Raw genomic sequence first — 16,370 nt, 5'->3', positions numbered from 1 at the left:
TGCATATATCATTGCATTAGCGTCCCACCTGCCGCTGCTGTTCGGCATTGTAGCGATCGCCCACGACGGGAATGGCGGCGACAGCCGTTTCGAGTTTGCGCCACTCTTCGGGTGAAACGGTGAAATTGAGCGTGCGTAGGTTCTCATCCAAATGCGAAAGTTTCGTCGTTCCGGGAATCGGCACGATCCACGAGGCTTTCTGAAACAGCCAACCAAGCGCCACCTGCGCCGAGGTCATGCCGCGCGTGCGTCCGAACTGTTGCAGCACATTCACGATGCGCGTGTTGGCCCGTATCGCCTCCGGCTGGAAGCGCGGCAGGGTCTGGCGGTTGTCGTTCGTCGGATCGAAAACCGTGTATTCGTTGATGTTGCCACCCAGAAATCCCCGGTTAATCGGACTGTACGGCACAAAGCCGATACCTAATTCGCAGCAGACGTCCAACACACCGTTCGTCTCCACGAGTCTGTGCATTAGGTGATATTCGCTTTGTATAGCCGTGAGCGGACATACGGCATGCGCCCGGCGGATGGTGTCGGCACTAACTTCGCACATGCCCCAGTGCTGCACCTTGCCCTCTTTCATCAGGTCGGCGATGGTTTGCGCCACCTCTTCGGCAGGAGTGTTGGGGTCGGCACGATGCTGGTAGAACATAGGGAGTGTTTCAAGTTTCAGACGGCGGAGTGAGTCTTCGCAATATTGACGTACTGTTTTGCGGCTGCTGTCTTGGCGTCCCGTACCCTTGCCATTGATCACTTCGTGCCCGAATTTGGTCGTCACATTGATTTTGCCCCTGAATTCAGCGAGGGCTTCGCCAACAAGATTCTCGTTGGTCAACGGCCCGTAGATGATTGCTGTGTCGAAAAGCGTTACGCCACGTTCTACGGCTTCGTGCAACAGGCGGATACACTGCTTTTTGTCCGGATGCTGGCTGCGGTTATAGGTCATACCCATGACACCGAAGCCAATGGCGGAGACCTCAAAAGCCGCTTTGCCCGTGCCAAGTGTGCGGTGCGGTATGTCGCCTTTTTTCATAGACAAGGTATTTTCTCCATTGAGTGCGACATTGGCGGCTTTCACCCTATCTATTGCGGGCTGAATGGTCAATGCCGCTCCTGCTGCGGCCGCCGTTTTCAGAAAACCGCGACGGCTGATTCCTTTTTTCTCTTCCATAGTTTACTTGTTTTTGATTGTTTTAATGATTCTTGCCGGATTACCTGCCACGACGGCCATGGCCGGAACGTCTTTCGTTACTACACTGCCTGCGCCAATGATGGCTCCGTAACCGATTTTCACACCAGGCAATATCGTGGAATTGATACCGATCCACACCTTGTCCTCAATGACAATAGGACGTCCGTAGGTGGCACTGCGCTTATCAGGATCAGGGTCATGGTTGATCGTTATCAGGTTCACTTTCGGGCCAATGAATACGTCGTTGCCAATGGTGATGCCGCCACGTCCGAAGAACGTGCAGCATTGCTGGATGAAGCATCCCTTGCCAATGGTGACGGGCTTACCGTAGTCGATGTAAAGCGGCGGTAATACGGTGGTGCTTCCGTCGAGCGGCTTGCCGAGTATGCGCCCCATAAATCCGTGCACCTCTTCGGACGTGCGGTAGCCCGTGTTCATCTCCGTCGCAGTCTTCATTGTGGCGAAAATGTCGGCAATCAGTTCTTCGTAACCTGCGTCATTAGGCGAAACCATTTCACCGTTCAAATCCCTTGCGAAAATATCGTTGGGCGTTGCCCTTTGATTCTCTCGCTCGGTTGAGAAAACTTGTTTTCTCTCCTTTCGCTTATTCGAATCATTCATAATTTCTTTTGTTTTTAATATTCTGATGCAAAGGTAAAAAGGAAGCCTCGCAACAATTTTGCTGCGAGGCTCAAATAGCTTTGTTGTGAAGTTCACATGAATTTTGTTCCGCTCTGTCCGGCTCAAATCAGGCTGGGAGCATAACCGTAGGCTTCCTTATAAACTTTCGAGAAATGGGAAAGATTCTTGAATCCGACATCAAAGCAGGCTTCCGTCACTTTTTTCTTGCCGGATTTTATCAACTCATGCGCCGCCTCCAACCGGCGTTTGATAAGCCATTTCTGCGGTGTCAGGTCGCTTACCTTGGCGAAATCACGTTTGAATGTCGCCAGGCTGCGGCCCGTGTAACTTGCGATTTCTGCCATCGACAGGTCGTACATGTAGTTCTCGTTTAGATAATCGAGAATGTCAATCTTCCACGGATCAATGAAATCGAATAGCGATGCGTAGAGATTCTTGTCCGTGTTGAGCAAGACATAAGTTCCCTCTATCATTTTGAGTTTCAATACGTTGTCGGAGGGTTTCACGCCTGCGTCGAAATAAGGAATAACAGACTCGAACAAGCTACGGATGTCGGGACGGTTATTCGGCAGCACACGCAGGCTCGCTTTTTCTCGTTTTGATTCCACAGGAATCTCTTTCCGGTCGAGCGTCTGATAGAACTCCCGCAGAAACGGTTTTGTGAATTTCAGCACGATGGAACGATAAGGATGCTCCTGATCAGCATGTTTCTGCAACCACATCCGGTTGTCCCGCCGCATGAAAGCACATTCGCCTGGATGCAACACTGTTTTCTTACCGCGTTCTTCGATTTCAAGCTCTCCAGAACACAGATAGATAAGCGTATGCTCCCGATTTTCGTGAGCGCAGCTCCGGTCATCAGTGAAAAAACTCGCTATCAGGACGTTCGAGCAGTCGAATACATTCAGTCGTTCCATATCAATCTCTATTTTTTTGCAAAGATAAGGATTTACATGTACTCGCATTTTGTTGATAGGCTCATTTTTTTCGAATGATAAATATTTATGTGGCATTAAAATGCTTGCTATTTTAATATAGGTACTTTATCGAAAGCTTATCATCAAACAAATATCATAGTTGTTAACATTATCAAAAAAAAATCTTACCTTTACGGCAATAAACAATTCAAAATAAAATTATGGCACTTTACAAATATAATACCTCAGGCGTCTTTTCTGAAATAAAGGAAAAACCTTTTAAATTGGAAAGAGATATTCAACGTATGTTTGAAACTAATATGTCCGAAATCATGGGACTTGAAATGATTAAGTCCGAATTTACGATCAAAGACCGCCGTATTGATACGCTTGCCTTTGATCCTCAATCGAAGGCTTTTGTTATCATTGAATATAAAAGGGAAAGAAACTCCAGTGTCATAGATCAAGGATTTACTTACCTAAGTCTAATGCTGCAAAATCAGGCTGATTTTATTCTGGAATATAATGAAACACAAGCAAGGAATTTGAAACGGAATGATGTGGACTGGTCGCAGACAAAAGTCATTTTTGTTTCACAAGGATTCACGCCTAACCAACGAGAGGCCGTCAATTTCAAAGATTTATCCATTGAGTTATGGGAAGTGAAGCGCTATGAGAATGATAGTGTATCCATCACCCCTATTCGTAAAAGTCACGCATCGGCAAGTATTAAAACTGTGATGCAAAATAGTCCGGAATTTAAAGAAGTGACGGAGAAAATAAAAGAGTATTCCGAGGAAAATTTGTTAAAAGGAAAATCTGACGATGTAGTAGAATTATACGAGAGTTATAAGAATGCAATTCTTAATTTGAATACAGAAATTGAAGTCAAACCACAAAAGTGGTATATTTCATTCAAAAAGGCCAACAACCATATTTGTGCGCTTGAAATCCAGAAAAACGGAATAAAGCTTATTATAAATGTAGCTAAAGGACATTTAGAAGATAGTAAGCAATTAACAAGGGATATTTCAACTGTCGGACATTTTGGCAATGGAGATTATGAACTCAAAATCTCGGATACTAAATATTTAGAATATATCATGAGTCTTGTGAAGCAAGCGATCAAATAAACGCACAGATCTATAACAGACTTACATGTGAAGAACAAGACTACTTGGTTCCACTGAAAGGTATGTTGGATATATTGCTTAAGTAATACAATAGTACATATTTTAGTTTATATCATTTAAACTGAAAATATGTACTATATATTCTTTTACCCTATAATACTTTTAATGTAATCCGTAGGACATACATGATAGAAGTCTTTGAACTTCTTTCCAAAATATTTAGCATCACAATATCCCAGCATTCCTGCTATTTCCGAAACGTTGTACTGCTGGGAGGCCAGCAGTTTAAGCGCCTTGTCCATTTTGAACGAATAGATATAATTTTCCGGAGGATTCCCGGTAATCTCTCGTATCCTGCTATAAAAAGCAGTACGGCTCATTCCTATATCAATACTTAATTTATCTATTGTATATTTATCAGTAGAAATGTTCTTTTCCAGAATTTTATTGACTTTATCCATAAATATCTGATCCGTATTTTCTGTTTCCATTTCTTCTTTGGTAGGGACCATCGGAAAAACAGCATCCGACAAAAACAATTTGACCCGTTCACGCAAAACCATGCGGTTTTCTACAAGCATACGTATGTTCGCCCTTAGTCTGCAAATGCTTTCTGTTCGTAATTCCAAACGATCCGCCCCACTTCCTAAATGAGACAGATAACTTTCATTATCAAAGGCCCTTATCAAAAGGACAACCGGTATATACCCTATCATTTTATCTGTTTTGATCCGAAAACTAAGTGTATCTCCATTTGTTCCGTTGACATTATCGTCAATAATGATAGCATCAGGATTTTGACGGATTGCTGTATCCATCAGCAAATCAGGATCTTCCAAAACTGAAATCTGAAAATACCGCGATAAGGCTTTCCTTAAATAATTCCTGAATGCCCCGTCCGCCATTATCAACAAGAGATGGGATGTATCTTTTGTTTTAGCATTCGGGTTATCATCTTTATCACTTTCAGAAGATCCTTTCGTCTTTTTCTTCGTGTTTGCCGAAGAATGTTTGATAGCCGAACATTCCTGATTCCGGCAATGACAATCTGTTGGAATGGCAATTTGGAAAGCAAATGATTTGCCGTGTCTATATCCGTTTATTTTTCCACCATGCAGGCGAATTATTTTTCTTACAGTCCACAAATCACTATACCCATATATGGGAAATATGACCGGAATAAAAGGAAACATTTTCTCTACTCTTTTTTCTGCTATCTCACAATTAGTAATCTGCAACTGCCAGGAATCTATTGTATGTGTTATATTGATTGATATGCAACAGCCTAAATCAGAAACCAAAATTAGTTTACTTATAAGATGTTGAAGCGCTGCCGTCATTATGTTTTCATTGATCCTGCAACTGACGCAATCCGAACATTCACTGACAGTCAGTTGTATCCGGCGCGAATCAGCATAGGGGCGACATTGATTGACAATAGAAGTAATATAAGAAGAGAGTTCCAAATTTACTGTTGATGTCTTAGGAAGTATTTTTTTGTTTACCGTATTGAGCGTTACAATATTCTGGTTGCAATATATGATGCATTCGGTATATCCCAATGCCTCTTCTACTTGTTGGGAAAGCGCTTCGGGAAGATTACCGGTTTTAAGTTCTTCCAATTGATTTCGTAACAGTATCAATGGGGTATGCGTAGTATGGAGCATGTTCATGGCTATCTTAAGTTTTTCATGTGACAACAACTGAACATTATACTCTACCGCAAGATACACAAACAAAATAATAAATAGCCCAATGCCGAAACTCTCTACAGGAACTGCATAACCAAGCAATGATAAATCAGGCAAAATTACGCCAATAGCTTGTTTACTGTTTACTAAATTGGCTCCACTATCTATAGAAAGTAAAGCGCGAAAGTTTAATAATAAACTCAGGTAACAATCATTCATACTTATATAGGATTTGATTAATACTTACATTTTCAGCAAAACACGTTTGATGACCTTTTAACGTGTCTAAATCCGGCACAAGTATAAACTTTTCAATGCCCACACATGAGGTGGATTCTAACAAAAACAATGGGTGTTTTCTATCAAAAGTGGTAACAATATCGTTTGTTACCGAAATATTAAGGGGGAGATTATAAAGTTATCATTTCATTTGGAAGAATACAGCATTTGTAAAATATTTTATCACCAATAATACAATCACACGATAATATAGTTCCACTGAATCATTAAAATAATGAAATTAAGTAGAATTATAAAACCGCGTATATAATTTGAAAATAATAGACTTCAGATAAATACAGTCAGATCATGATTTACAGGAATACCTCATCATAAGACGGTATCTTTTGGATTCATAATAGAGTTCTCTGTCCTTGATACGTTTCTCCTGTCTTTCTTTGGGGCTATTCCGCTGGATATTTCCTCTTTCAAAATCAAGAACGAATTTTGCACGTTTCCAATACAAGTCACGACGCGTAACGAAAACCACGATCTGCGAGGCGGTAGAGGTAGCTTTCTGATCGAGACAGGTTCTTGAAACCTTTGCCAATAATTCGGGCTGCGTGATATGATAAAATTCCCACAGCTGCATGTCAGAACTATTGGGAGCCAGTGTTGCCAACTCCAAACAATGTTTCACTTTCTCTGCGTCTATTTGCTTTTCTTTATCATACACTCGTACGGAGCGACGATAATTTAAAATTTCGTCTAAATTCATATATTGCTTGATTTAATTGAATAATATTTTATTTGTGCAATGACAAATAGGTCTTGTTCCATATTGATTAGAACAGATTTGCCTGTTAATTGTATTTCAATCTACAGTATTTTAACATAATATATTCTCATACCTCACACCTGTTTATGACAAAAGCGGGCAAATATGAATATATTGCATATTTGCCCGCTTTCTATGATGAGAATCAATTTCTTACTTTCCGGATATTGAGTCTTTCTTGCCTTGTTTATTTACAACAGACCCTGATTGAACTGAAATTACCTATGTTATTCAAATCTTTCGTGATATACTTCTTACTGGGAGTAACGCTCTGCGCCTGTATGCCTGTAATACACAAGAACATCAGCATCACAAACATGGATGTAACATTAAAACTTTTCATAATTTCTTTTTATTAAATATTCTAATGACAAATATAGGAAGTATATTTCAAAATATGGCAACTAAAGATTGAATAAATAACTTCTGATTATTCCTGCTTCTTACTACGCGCATAGTGGGTACAAAATTCCCTTTCAATCGTCTTTTTATAAAAGTATAAAAGCAATTGGAAGGAAATGAATAAAAAGAGATTAATCGGATATCTGTTCGTCACGATGTCTGTTGGTTGTATTCAGGCACAGGAACAGAAGTCTTCTGTACCCGAATACAAGCTATGGTATGACTGTCCCGCACAGGTATGGACCGAAGCATTACCCCTTGGGAATGGTCGTTTGGGGGCCATGGTATATGGAACACCAGGCACAGAACAAATACAACTGAACGAAGAAAGCATTTGGGCGGGACGTCCCAATAATAACGCCAATCCGGATGCACTGGAATATATTCCGAAAGTGCGTGAGCTGGTCTTTGCCGGAAAATACCTTGAAGCACAGACACTGGCCACAGAAAAGATTATGGCAAAGACTAATTCAGGAATGCCATATCAGAGTTTTGGTGACCTGCGAATCGCTTTTCCCGGCCATACACGTTATTCCAACTATTATCGGGAATTAAGTCTGGATTCCGCACGTGCAATCGTACGTTATGAAGTAGACGGAGTGCAGTATCAACGCGAAACGATCACTTCATTTACCGATCAGGTAGTAATGGTACGACTGACCGCCAATCGTCCCGGACAAATTACTTTCAATGCACAGCTTACTTCCCCTCACCAGGATGTTATGATCGCTTCTGAGGAGGAAAATTGTGTGACACTCTCGGGAGTCTCTTCCTTGCATGAAGGATTGAAAGGGAAAGTAGAATTTCAAGGCAGATTGACTGCTAAAAATAAAGGTGGAAAAATAGCTTGTACCGATGGAATACTTTCTGTTGAGAAAGCCGACGAAGCGATTATCTATGTATCCATTGCAACTAATTTCAACAATTATCAAGACATCACAGGTAATCAGACAGAGCGGGCAAAAAACTATTTGGAGAAAGCAATGGTTCATCCGTTCATTGAATCGAAGAAGAATCATGTTAACTTCTACCGACAATACCTGACACGTGTTTCTCTTGATTTGGGAGAGGATCAATATGCGAATGTAACTACCGATAAACGTGTGGAGAATTTCAGAAACACCAATGACGCACACCTGGTTGCCACCTATTTTCAATTCGGACGTTATCTGTTGATCTGTTCTTCCCAACCGGGAGGACAACCCGCCAATTTACAAGGAATTTGGAATGACAAATTATTCCCTTCCTGGGATAGCAAATATACTTGTAACATCAATTTGGAAATGAATTACTGGCCTTCGGAAGTAACGAATCTAAGTGAACTGAATGAACCGTTATTCCGTCTGATAAAAGAAGTGAGTGACACAGGTAAAGAGACAGCTAAGATTATGTATGGAGCCAACGGATGGGTGTTACATCATAACACGGATATATGGCGTATCACAGGAGCAGTTGACAAAGCTCCTTCGGGTATGTGGCCCAGTGGTGGCGCATGGCTTTGTCGGCATCTTTGGGAGCGTTATCTATACACCGGGGATGTGGAATTTCTGCGTTCCGTCTATCCGATACTGAAAGAGTCCGGACGTTTCTTTGATGAAATTATGGTGAAAGAGCCCGTACACAACTGGCTGGTAGTCTGCCCCAGTAATTCACCGGAAAATGTACATTCGGGAAGTAATGGAAAAGCCACCACAGCTGCCGGATGCACCATGGACAACCAATTGATTTTCGATCTTTGGACAGCAATTATATCTGCTTCTCAAATACTGGATACAGATCAGGAGTTTGCCTCTCATCTGACGCAACGTCTCAAAGAAATGGCTCCCATGCAGGTGGGACATTGGGGGCAATTACAAGAGTGGATGTTCGACTGGGATGATCCGAAGGACGTACACCGTCACATTTCTCATTTGTACGGACTCTTCCCCAGCAATCAGATTTCTCCTTACCGTACTCCTGAACTATTCGACGCAGCACGTACTTCTCTAATTCATCGTGGCGACCCGTCAACCGGGTGGAGCATGGGATGGAAAGTTTGCCTTTGGGCACGCCTGCTTGATGGCAACCACGCTTACAAGCTGATAACTGACCAGCTGACTCTCGTACGCAATGAAAAGAAAAAAGGAGGTACCTACCCTAACCTGTTTGATGCGCACCCACCATTTCAAATTGATGGAAACTTTGGTTGTGCCGCGGGCATTGCAGAGATGTTGATGCAAAGTTACGATGGTTTTATTTATTTACTTCCCGCACTGCCTACCGTTTGGAAAGAAGGTTCTATCAAAGGAATTATTGCCCGTGGAGGTTTCGAACTTGATTTGAGTTGGAAAAACGGGAAAGTCAGCCGGCTGGTTATCAAATCTCATAAGGGAGGAAATTGTCGTTTACGTTCACTCAATCCATTGACAGGTAAGGCTTTGAAGCGTGCCAAAGGCGAAAATCCGAATCCTCTTTATGCAGTCCCCACCATTCCGGAGCCATTGATTAACGAAAAGGCAAATTTGAACAAAGTGGAAATTGCAGAGACTTACCTCTATGATCTGCCTACCAAAGCTGGAAAAGAATATGTATTGACTGGAAAATAATAACTCGACCGATATGAACAAAAACTTATTAAAACTGATTGTCGCCTGTGGAACTGCTTGTTTCCTAGCTTGCGCAGCACCTCAAAAAACAGAAACGGAAAAATGGAGTGAACGCATGGCACGCTCCGAAATGAAACGTTTCCCCGAACCCTGGATGATTGAAAAAGCTAAAAAACCGCGTTGGGGATATACCCACGGACTAGTAGTGAAATCCATGTTGGAAGAATGGAAACATACCGGGGACAGCGCATATTATGAGTATGCCAAGATTTATGCAGATAGTCTGATCGATACTGACGGACATATCAAAACCATGAAATATCTTTCATTCAATATTGATAATGTCAACGGCGGGAAGATTCTTTTCGATCTTTACGCACAGACCGGAGATGAACGCTACAAAATAGCCATGGATACTTTACGCAAGCAAATGGCAGAGCAACCCCGTACCAGTGAGGGGGGATTTTGGCATAAATTAAGATATCCTCATCAAATGTGGCTGGACGGAATCTTTATGGCTTCTCCTTATCTGGTTCAATATGGGGCAACTTTTAATGAACCCGCTTTATTTGACGAAGCAACAAAACAGATTCTTTTGATAAATAGCAAGACTTATGATCCTGCAACAGGGCTTTATTATCACGGATGGGATGAAAGTCGCGAACAGAAATGGTCAAATCCTGAAACGGGTTGCTCTCCTAATTTTTGGAGTCGCAGCATCGGATGGTATGGAGCAGCTATTGTAGATGTACTGGACTTTCTGCCACAGGAAACTGCCGGACGAGACAGCATTATACAGATTCTGCAGGGATTGGCAAAAGCGATTGTGAAATATCAAGATCCTCCATCCGGAACCTGGTATCAGGTAACCGATCAGGGAGCACGTGAAGGTAATTATTTGGAATCATCTGCCACTGCCCTGTTTATCTATACGCTTGCCAAAGCTATCAATAAAGGATATATTGGTAACGAATATATTGAACCGACACAAAAAGCCTTTGATGGAATGGTAAAGACATTTACCCGTTTGGAAGAGGATGGCAGCTATACAATTACCAATTGCTGTGCTGTTGCAGGATTGGGCGGAGATTCAAAAAGATATCGTGACGGCTCATTTGAATATTATATCAGCGAACCGATCATAGAAAATGATCCGAAATCGGTAGGTTCATTCATCTTGGCTGCTATTGAATACGAGAAAATGACAAAGAAATAAACTAAAAACGATAAAATGCAATGAGAAAATTCAAGATTCTTCCTCTTTTGTTGCTGCTATTGACAATGGCAACTCCGGCTGCAGCACAGAAGAAAACACAAAAGACGTATATCCCCTGGGACAACGGCAAACTCGTAGTTTCTGAAGAGGGACGTTACCTGAAACACGAAAATGGCGCTCCTTTCTTTTGGTTAGGAGAAACCGGTTGGCTATTGCCCGAACGCTTGAACCGGGATGAAGCCGAATATTATCTGGAACAATGCAAACGTCGCGGATATAACGTGATTCAGGTTCAAACGTTGAACAATGTTCCGTCTATGAATATCTACGGACAATATTCGATGATTGACGGATACAACTTCAAAAACATCAATCAAAAAGGCGTATACGGTTATTGGGATCACATGGATTACATCATCCGTACAGCAGCCAAGAAAGGTCAATATATCGGCATGGTCTGCATTTGGGGAAGCCCGGTGAACCGGGGCGAGATGACTGTAGAACAGGCAAAAGCATACGGCAAGTTTTTGGCAGAGCGTTATAAGGATGAACCGAATATTATCTGGTTTATCGGTGGAGATATCCGTGGTGACGTAAAAACTGCTGAATGGGAAGCTTTGGCAACCTCTATCAAAGCTATCGACAAAAATCACCTGATGACATTCCATCCACGTGGAAGAACAACTTCCGCGACTTGGTTCAATAACGCTCCCTGGTTGGATTTCAACATGTTCCAAAGCGGACATCGTCGTTACGGACAACGTTTCGGAGATGGTGACTATCCTATCGAAGAAAATACGGAAGAAGATAACTGGCGTTTTGTAGAACGTAGCCTGGCCATGAAACCCATGAAACCTGTGATTGACGGTGAACCGATCTATGAAGAAATACCTCATGGACTGCACGATGAAAACGAACTATTGTGGAAGGAGTATGACGTACGTCGTTATGCTTACTGGTCCGTATTTGCCGGGGCTTTCGGACATACTTACGGTCATAACTCAATCATGCAATTTATCAAACCGGGTGTAGGTGGTGCTTACGGTGCAAAGAAGCCTTGGTATGATGCTTTGAATGATCCGGGCTACAATCAGATGAAGTATCTGAAAAACCTGATGTTGACTTTCCCGTTCTTCGAACGCATACCCGATCAGTCTGTCATCGCAGGACAAAATGGAGAACGTTATGACCGTGCTATCGCTACACGTGGAAATGATTATCTGATGGTATACAACTATACCGGACGTCCGATGGAAGTTGATTTCAGCAAGATTAGCGGCGCAAAAAAGAATGCCTGGTGGTACACCACGAAAGATGGTAAACTGGAATACATCGGAGAATTTGATAACGGAGTGCACAAATTCCAGCACGACAGTGGTTATTGCAGTGGAAACGATCATATCCTGATTGTAGTGGACAGCAGTAAGAACTATGTGGAAAAAGACTGGACAGAATTACCAAATGCACAACAAAAATGGAATAAATAAACTTATATGATTAAGCACGGATTACACGGATTTCACAGTTTTCTGAATGACAGATAGGTACAACAACGTTAATCCATGCAATCCGTGCTTAAATTTATTATATATACGAATGATGAAAACATACTTATGAATAAAAGAATAGTATCATTTTTCTTTCTTCTGCTCTTTGCAGGTTCACTATACGCAGCCATAGGTATAACTGACCTGCGAACGGAGCAGTTGAAAAATCCGGCAGGTATCGACGTGCGCCACCCCCGATTGAGTTGGCGCATCGAATCGGATGAACAGAATGTGATACAAACTGCGTATCACATTCTTGTTGCATCTTCCCCAGAGCTATTGGAACAAGGAAAAGGAGATATCTGGGATTCAGGAAAGATTGAATCTGACGCTTCCCAATGGATCACTTATCAGGGGAAAACATTAAAGCTCAATGCCCCCTACTATTGGAAAGTGAAAATAGACACCAACAAAGGTGCAACGAATTGGAGTGCTCCGGCTTTCTGGACCACCGGACTATTTAATGAAGCAGACTGGCAAGGACAATGGATCGGCTTGGACAGAGCCGCTCCCGGAGACAGCGAAACACAATGGAGCCGTTTGGCAGCCCGTTATCTTCGTAAAGAGTTTGCAGTAAAGAAAGGTGTGAAACGTGCCACAGTACATGTCGCCGGAATGGGGTTGTACGAGTTGTTTATCAACGGGCAACGCATCGGCAATCAAGTACTGGCACCTGCTCCTACCGACTACCGGAAAACAATTCTGTACAACACATACGATGTTACTTCACTGCTTCAGACAGAAAATGCTATTGGAGTAACTCTCGGAAATGGTCGCTTCTATACGATGCGTCAGAACTATAAACCATATAAGATACCGACTTTCGGTTATCCTAAACTTCGGTTGAATCTGATTGTTGAATATGCAGACGGCAGCAAAGAAACAATTGCTACAAACACTTCATGGAAATTGACTACTGAAGGCCCTATCCGTAGCAATAATGAATATGATGGCGAAGAATACGATGCCCGTAAAGAGTTAGGAGACTGGACTCAATTCGGATATGATGACAAAAACTGGATACCTGCCCAACGTGTCAGTATTCCTTCGGGAACATTACGTGCACAAATGATGCCGGGCATGAAAGTTACAGAAACCATGAAACCCGTTTCTATTAAAAAGCTCGGTAACAAATACATCCTGGATATCGGTCAGAATATGGCGGGCTGGGTACGTTTCCGGATAAAAGGACAGACTGGTGACAGTATCCGTCTCCGTTTTGCAGAAAGTCTGCAAGACAATGGCGAACTTTATACGAAAAACTTCAGGGATGCCCGTTCTACAGATGTATACGTTGTCAGCGGACGCGAAACCAAAGACGCTACCTGGGCACCTCGTTTTATTTATCATGGGTTCCGTTATGTAGAAGTCAGCGGTTATCCGAATGCGAAGGCAGAAGATTTCGTTGCCGAAGTAGTAGAAGATGAAATGGAGCATACCGGTACTTTCAACTGTTCCGACGAAACTCTGAATAAGATTGTCCGTAACGCATTTTGGGGAATCCGAAGCAACTACAAAGGAATGCCGATTGACTGTCCGCAACGGAATGAACGCCAACCATGGTTGGGTGACCGTACCATGGGTTGTTGGGGAGAAAGTATGCTTTTCAATAATTATGCCATGTATACCAAATGGGCGCGTGACATCCGCGAAGCACAACGGGAAGATGGCTGTATTCCTGATGTAGCCCCGGCATACTGGAACTACTACTCGGACAATGTGACCTGGCCTGCCGCTTTACCAATGGCCTGCGACATGCTTTTCACGAACTTTGGAGATAAACGTCCGATCGAAGAGAATTATCCGGCTATCAAGAAGTGGGTATCACATATCCGTGAATACTACATGACAGAAGATTTTATCATCAACAAAGATAAATATGGTGACTGGTGCGTTCCACCCGAATCACTGGAGTTAATTCATAGCAAGGACCCTTCCCGCAAGACTGACGGAGCTTTGATCGCAACCGCTTATTATCTAAAGGTATTACAACTAATGCACCGCTTTGCAAGCCTGCAAGGACTGAAAGCTGATGCAGAAGAATGGGAAGATTTGGAACATCGCATGAAAGATGCATTCAATGCCCGTTTTCTTCACGTAAAGGAAGGCACTTCTCCCGTACCGGGACATACCTTATATCCGGATAGTATTTTCTATGGTAACAACACAGTTACTGCCAATATCTTGCCACTTGCTTTTGGTCTGGTGCCTAAGAACTACATCAATGAAGTGACTAAAAATGCCGTAACTTCCATTATTACAACCAACAAGGGACATATAAGTACCGGAGTAATCGGTGTACAATGGCTATTGCGTGAATTGAGCCGTCGCGGCCATGCTGATGTAGCTTATTTATTGGCTACCAATAAGACATATCCTTCCTGGGGATATATGGTTGAAAAAGGTGCTACCACTATTTGGGAGTTATGGAACGGTGATACGGCAAATCCTGAAATGAATAGCGGTAATCACGTGATGCTTTTAGGTGATTTATTGCCGTGGTGTTTCAATAACCTGGCAGGTATCCGTGCCGACCGCTGGAAGTCCGGTTACAAACATATCGTCTTCCAACCGGCTTTTGAAATTCAGGAGTTGAGTAACGTGGATGCATCGTACATGAGTATCTACGGAAAAATAACCAGCCGATGGACAAAGACTCCCACACATTTGGAATGGGATATCGAACTTCCCGCCAATACGACAGGGGAAGTACATCTTCCGGATGGACGGAAAGAAAAAATCGGATCGGGAAAATATCATTTCAGTGTAGATATTCCCACACAGAATACGGCTATTCTGACTGATGAGTTCCTGTACGAGAACGCTTCTTTCCCCGAATGTCATGGAGCTACGATAGTAGAACTGAAAAATGGCGACCTCGTAGCTTCTTTCTTCGGAGGGACCAAAGAACGCAATCCGGATTGTTGCATTTGGGTATGTCGTAAGCCTAAAGGCTCAAAAGAATGGACCGCCCCCAAACTTGCTGCCGACGGAGTGTTTTCACTCAAAGACTCACAAGCAGTATTGGCCGGAATCGATTCTACCTGTACCCCGGTGAAAGATGCAAAAGGAACACTTATTGCCCGCAGAAAAGCTTGCTGGAACCCGGTTCTTTTCCAGATTCCCGGAGGTGACCTGATTCTGTTTTATAAAATAGGTTTGAAAGTAAGCGACTGGACAGGATGGCTTGTCCGTTCACGTGACGGAGGAAAGACCTGGAGCAAACGCGAAGCGCTTCCGAAAGGTTTTCTGGGACCTATTAAGAATAAACCGGAATATATCAATGGACGTATCATCTGTCCTTCCAGTACGGAAGGAAGTAACGGATGGCGTGTCCATTTCGAGATTTCCGATGATAAAGGCAAGACCTGGAAGATGGTCGGACCACTGGATGCCGAGTTATCTGTCCCCACCCAAAATCGTAAAAAGGGAGGTGTGAATGTAGATGATCAGGAAGGCGGAGAAGCGATCAAAGGAGAAGGAGCCAAACCTGTTTATGCAATACAACCCAGTATTCTGAAACATAAAGACGGAAGATTACAGATACTCTGCCGTACACGTAATGCACAGGTAGCAACCGCATGGAGTAGTGATAATGGCGATACATGGAGTAAAGTTACGCTGCTGGATGTCCCGAATAATAATTCCGGTACGGATGCCGTGACTATGAAAGACGGCAGACATATCCTTATTTACAATAATTTCTCTACATTGCCCGGAACTCCGAAAGGTCCGCGTACTCCGCTCTGTGTGGCCGTTTCAAAAGATGGTATCAATTGGCAGCCTGTTCTTACATTAGAAGATAGTCCGATCAGCCAGTACTCTTACCCTAGCATTATTCAGGGGAAAGACGGGAAGCTGCATGCCATTTACACTTGGCGCCGTCAACGAATTAAATATGCAGAGATAGATCCAACGAAGTTTTAAATTTTGAACGATCATCTGAATGAAATCGACCGCTCCTTTGTCCGCAAAAGAGCGGTCGATT

General features: G+C 42.8%; 9 protein-coding genes and 2 pseudogenes. 5 read left to right on the top strand and 6 right to left on the bottom strand.

Annotated elements, in window-relative coordinates:
• Nucleotides 1-16: 16 nt before the first annotated feature.
• The 3 genes from I2I04_RS07570 to I2I04_RS07560 form a co-directional block, all read right to left on the bottom strand.
• The gene (locus I2I04_RS07570; protein ID WP_195470454.1) at nt 17-1,171 is read right to left on the bottom strand and encodes an aldo/keto reductase; all 1,155 of its coding nucleotides are present in this window, start codon (nt 1,169-1,171) and stop codon (nt 17-19) included.
• A 3-nt stretch (nt 1,172-1,174) separates the two neighbouring features.
• A complete protein-coding gene (locus I2I04_RS07565; RefSeq protein WP_195470552.1) occupies nt 1,175-1,705 on the bottom strand; it encodes a DapH/DapD/GlmU-related protein in 531 nt (176 codons plus the stop codon).
• 230 nt (nt 1,706-1,935) lie between these two features.
• Nucleotides 1,936-2,751, bottom strand: coding sequence for a helix-turn-helix transcriptional regulator (locus I2I04_RS07560; protein ID WP_195470455.1), 816 nt, complete (start codon nt 2,749-2,751; stop codon nt 1,936-1,938).
• Nucleotides 2,752-2,972: 221 nt separating this feature from the next.
• Here I2I04_RS07560 and I2I04_RS07555 point away from each other — a divergent pair, with 221 nt between their 5' ends.
• Nucleotides 2,973-3,884, top strand: coding sequence for a DUF5655 domain-containing protein (locus tag I2I04_RS07555; RefSeq protein WP_195654710.1), 912 nt, complete (start codon nt 2,973-2,975; stop codon nt 3,882-3,884).
• A gap of 146 nt (nt 3,885-4,030) precedes the next feature.
• On the opposite strand, the gene I2I04_RS07550 is transcribed toward I2I04_RS07555, so the two are convergent.
• The 3 genes and pseudogenes from I2I04_RS07550 to I2I04_RS07540 form a co-directional block, all read right to left on the bottom strand.
• A complete protein-coding gene (locus I2I04_RS07550; protein WP_195654709.1) occupies nt 4,031-5,794 on the bottom strand; it encodes a helix-turn-helix domain-containing protein in 1,764 nt (587 codons plus the stop codon).
• A gap of 415 nt (nt 5,795-6,209) precedes the next feature.
• Nucleotides 6,210-6,572, bottom strand: a pseudogene (locus I2I04_RS07545) (nitroreductase family protein); the annotation flags it as partial.
• Between the two features lie 259 nt (nt 6,573-6,831).
• Nucleotides 6,832-6,975 (bottom strand): annotated as a pseudogene (locus I2I04_RS07540) (DUF2807 domain-containing protein); the annotation flags it as partial.
• Nucleotides 6,976-7,150: 175 nt separating this feature from the next.
• Here I2I04_RS07540 and I2I04_RS07535 point away from each other — a divergent pair.
• The 4 genes from I2I04_RS07535 to I2I04_RS07520 all read left to right on the top strand — a co-directional run bounded on the left by I2I04_RS07535 (nt 7,151) and on the right by I2I04_RS07520 (nt 16,309).
• Nucleotides 7,151-9,619: a glycosyl hydrolase family 95 catalytic domain-containing protein gene (locus I2I04_RS07535; RefSeq protein WP_195654708.1), complete on the top strand. Its 2,469-nt coding sequence runs from the start codon at nt 7,151-7,153 to the stop codon at nt 9,617-9,619.
• A 13-nt stretch (nt 9,620-9,632) separates the two neighbouring features.
• Complete coding sequence (locus I2I04_RS07530) at nt 9,633-10,835, top strand: glycoside hydrolase family 105 protein (RefSeq protein ID WP_143260118.1); 1,203 nt, start codon at nt 9,633-9,635, stop codon at nt 10,833-10,835.
• A gap of 20 nt (nt 10,836-10,855) precedes the next feature.
• Nucleotides 10,856-12,322 carry a glycoside hydrolase family 140 protein gene (locus I2I04_RS07525; RefSeq protein WP_195654707.1) on the top strand — a complete coding sequence of 489 codons (1,467 nt, stop codon included), beginning with the start codon at nt 10,856-10,858 and terminating at the stop codon, nt 12,320-12,322.
• A 126-nt stretch (nt 12,323-12,448) separates the two neighbouring features.
• Nucleotides 12,449-16,309, top strand: coding sequence for a family 78 glycoside hydrolase catalytic domain (locus tag I2I04_RS07520; RefSeq protein WP_195654706.1), 3,861 nt, complete (start codon nt 12,449-12,451; stop codon nt 16,307-16,309).
• Nucleotides 16,310-16,370 lie beyond the last annotated feature (61 nt).

The organism is Bacteroides sp. 1001136B_160425_E2, assembly GCF_015559655.1.
Taxonomy (GTDB): Bacteria; Bacteroidota; Bacteroidia; order Bacteroidales; family Bacteroidaceae; genus Bacteroides; species Bacteroides luhongzhouii.
This window is presented reverse-complemented; position numbering and strand designations above follow the sequence as displayed.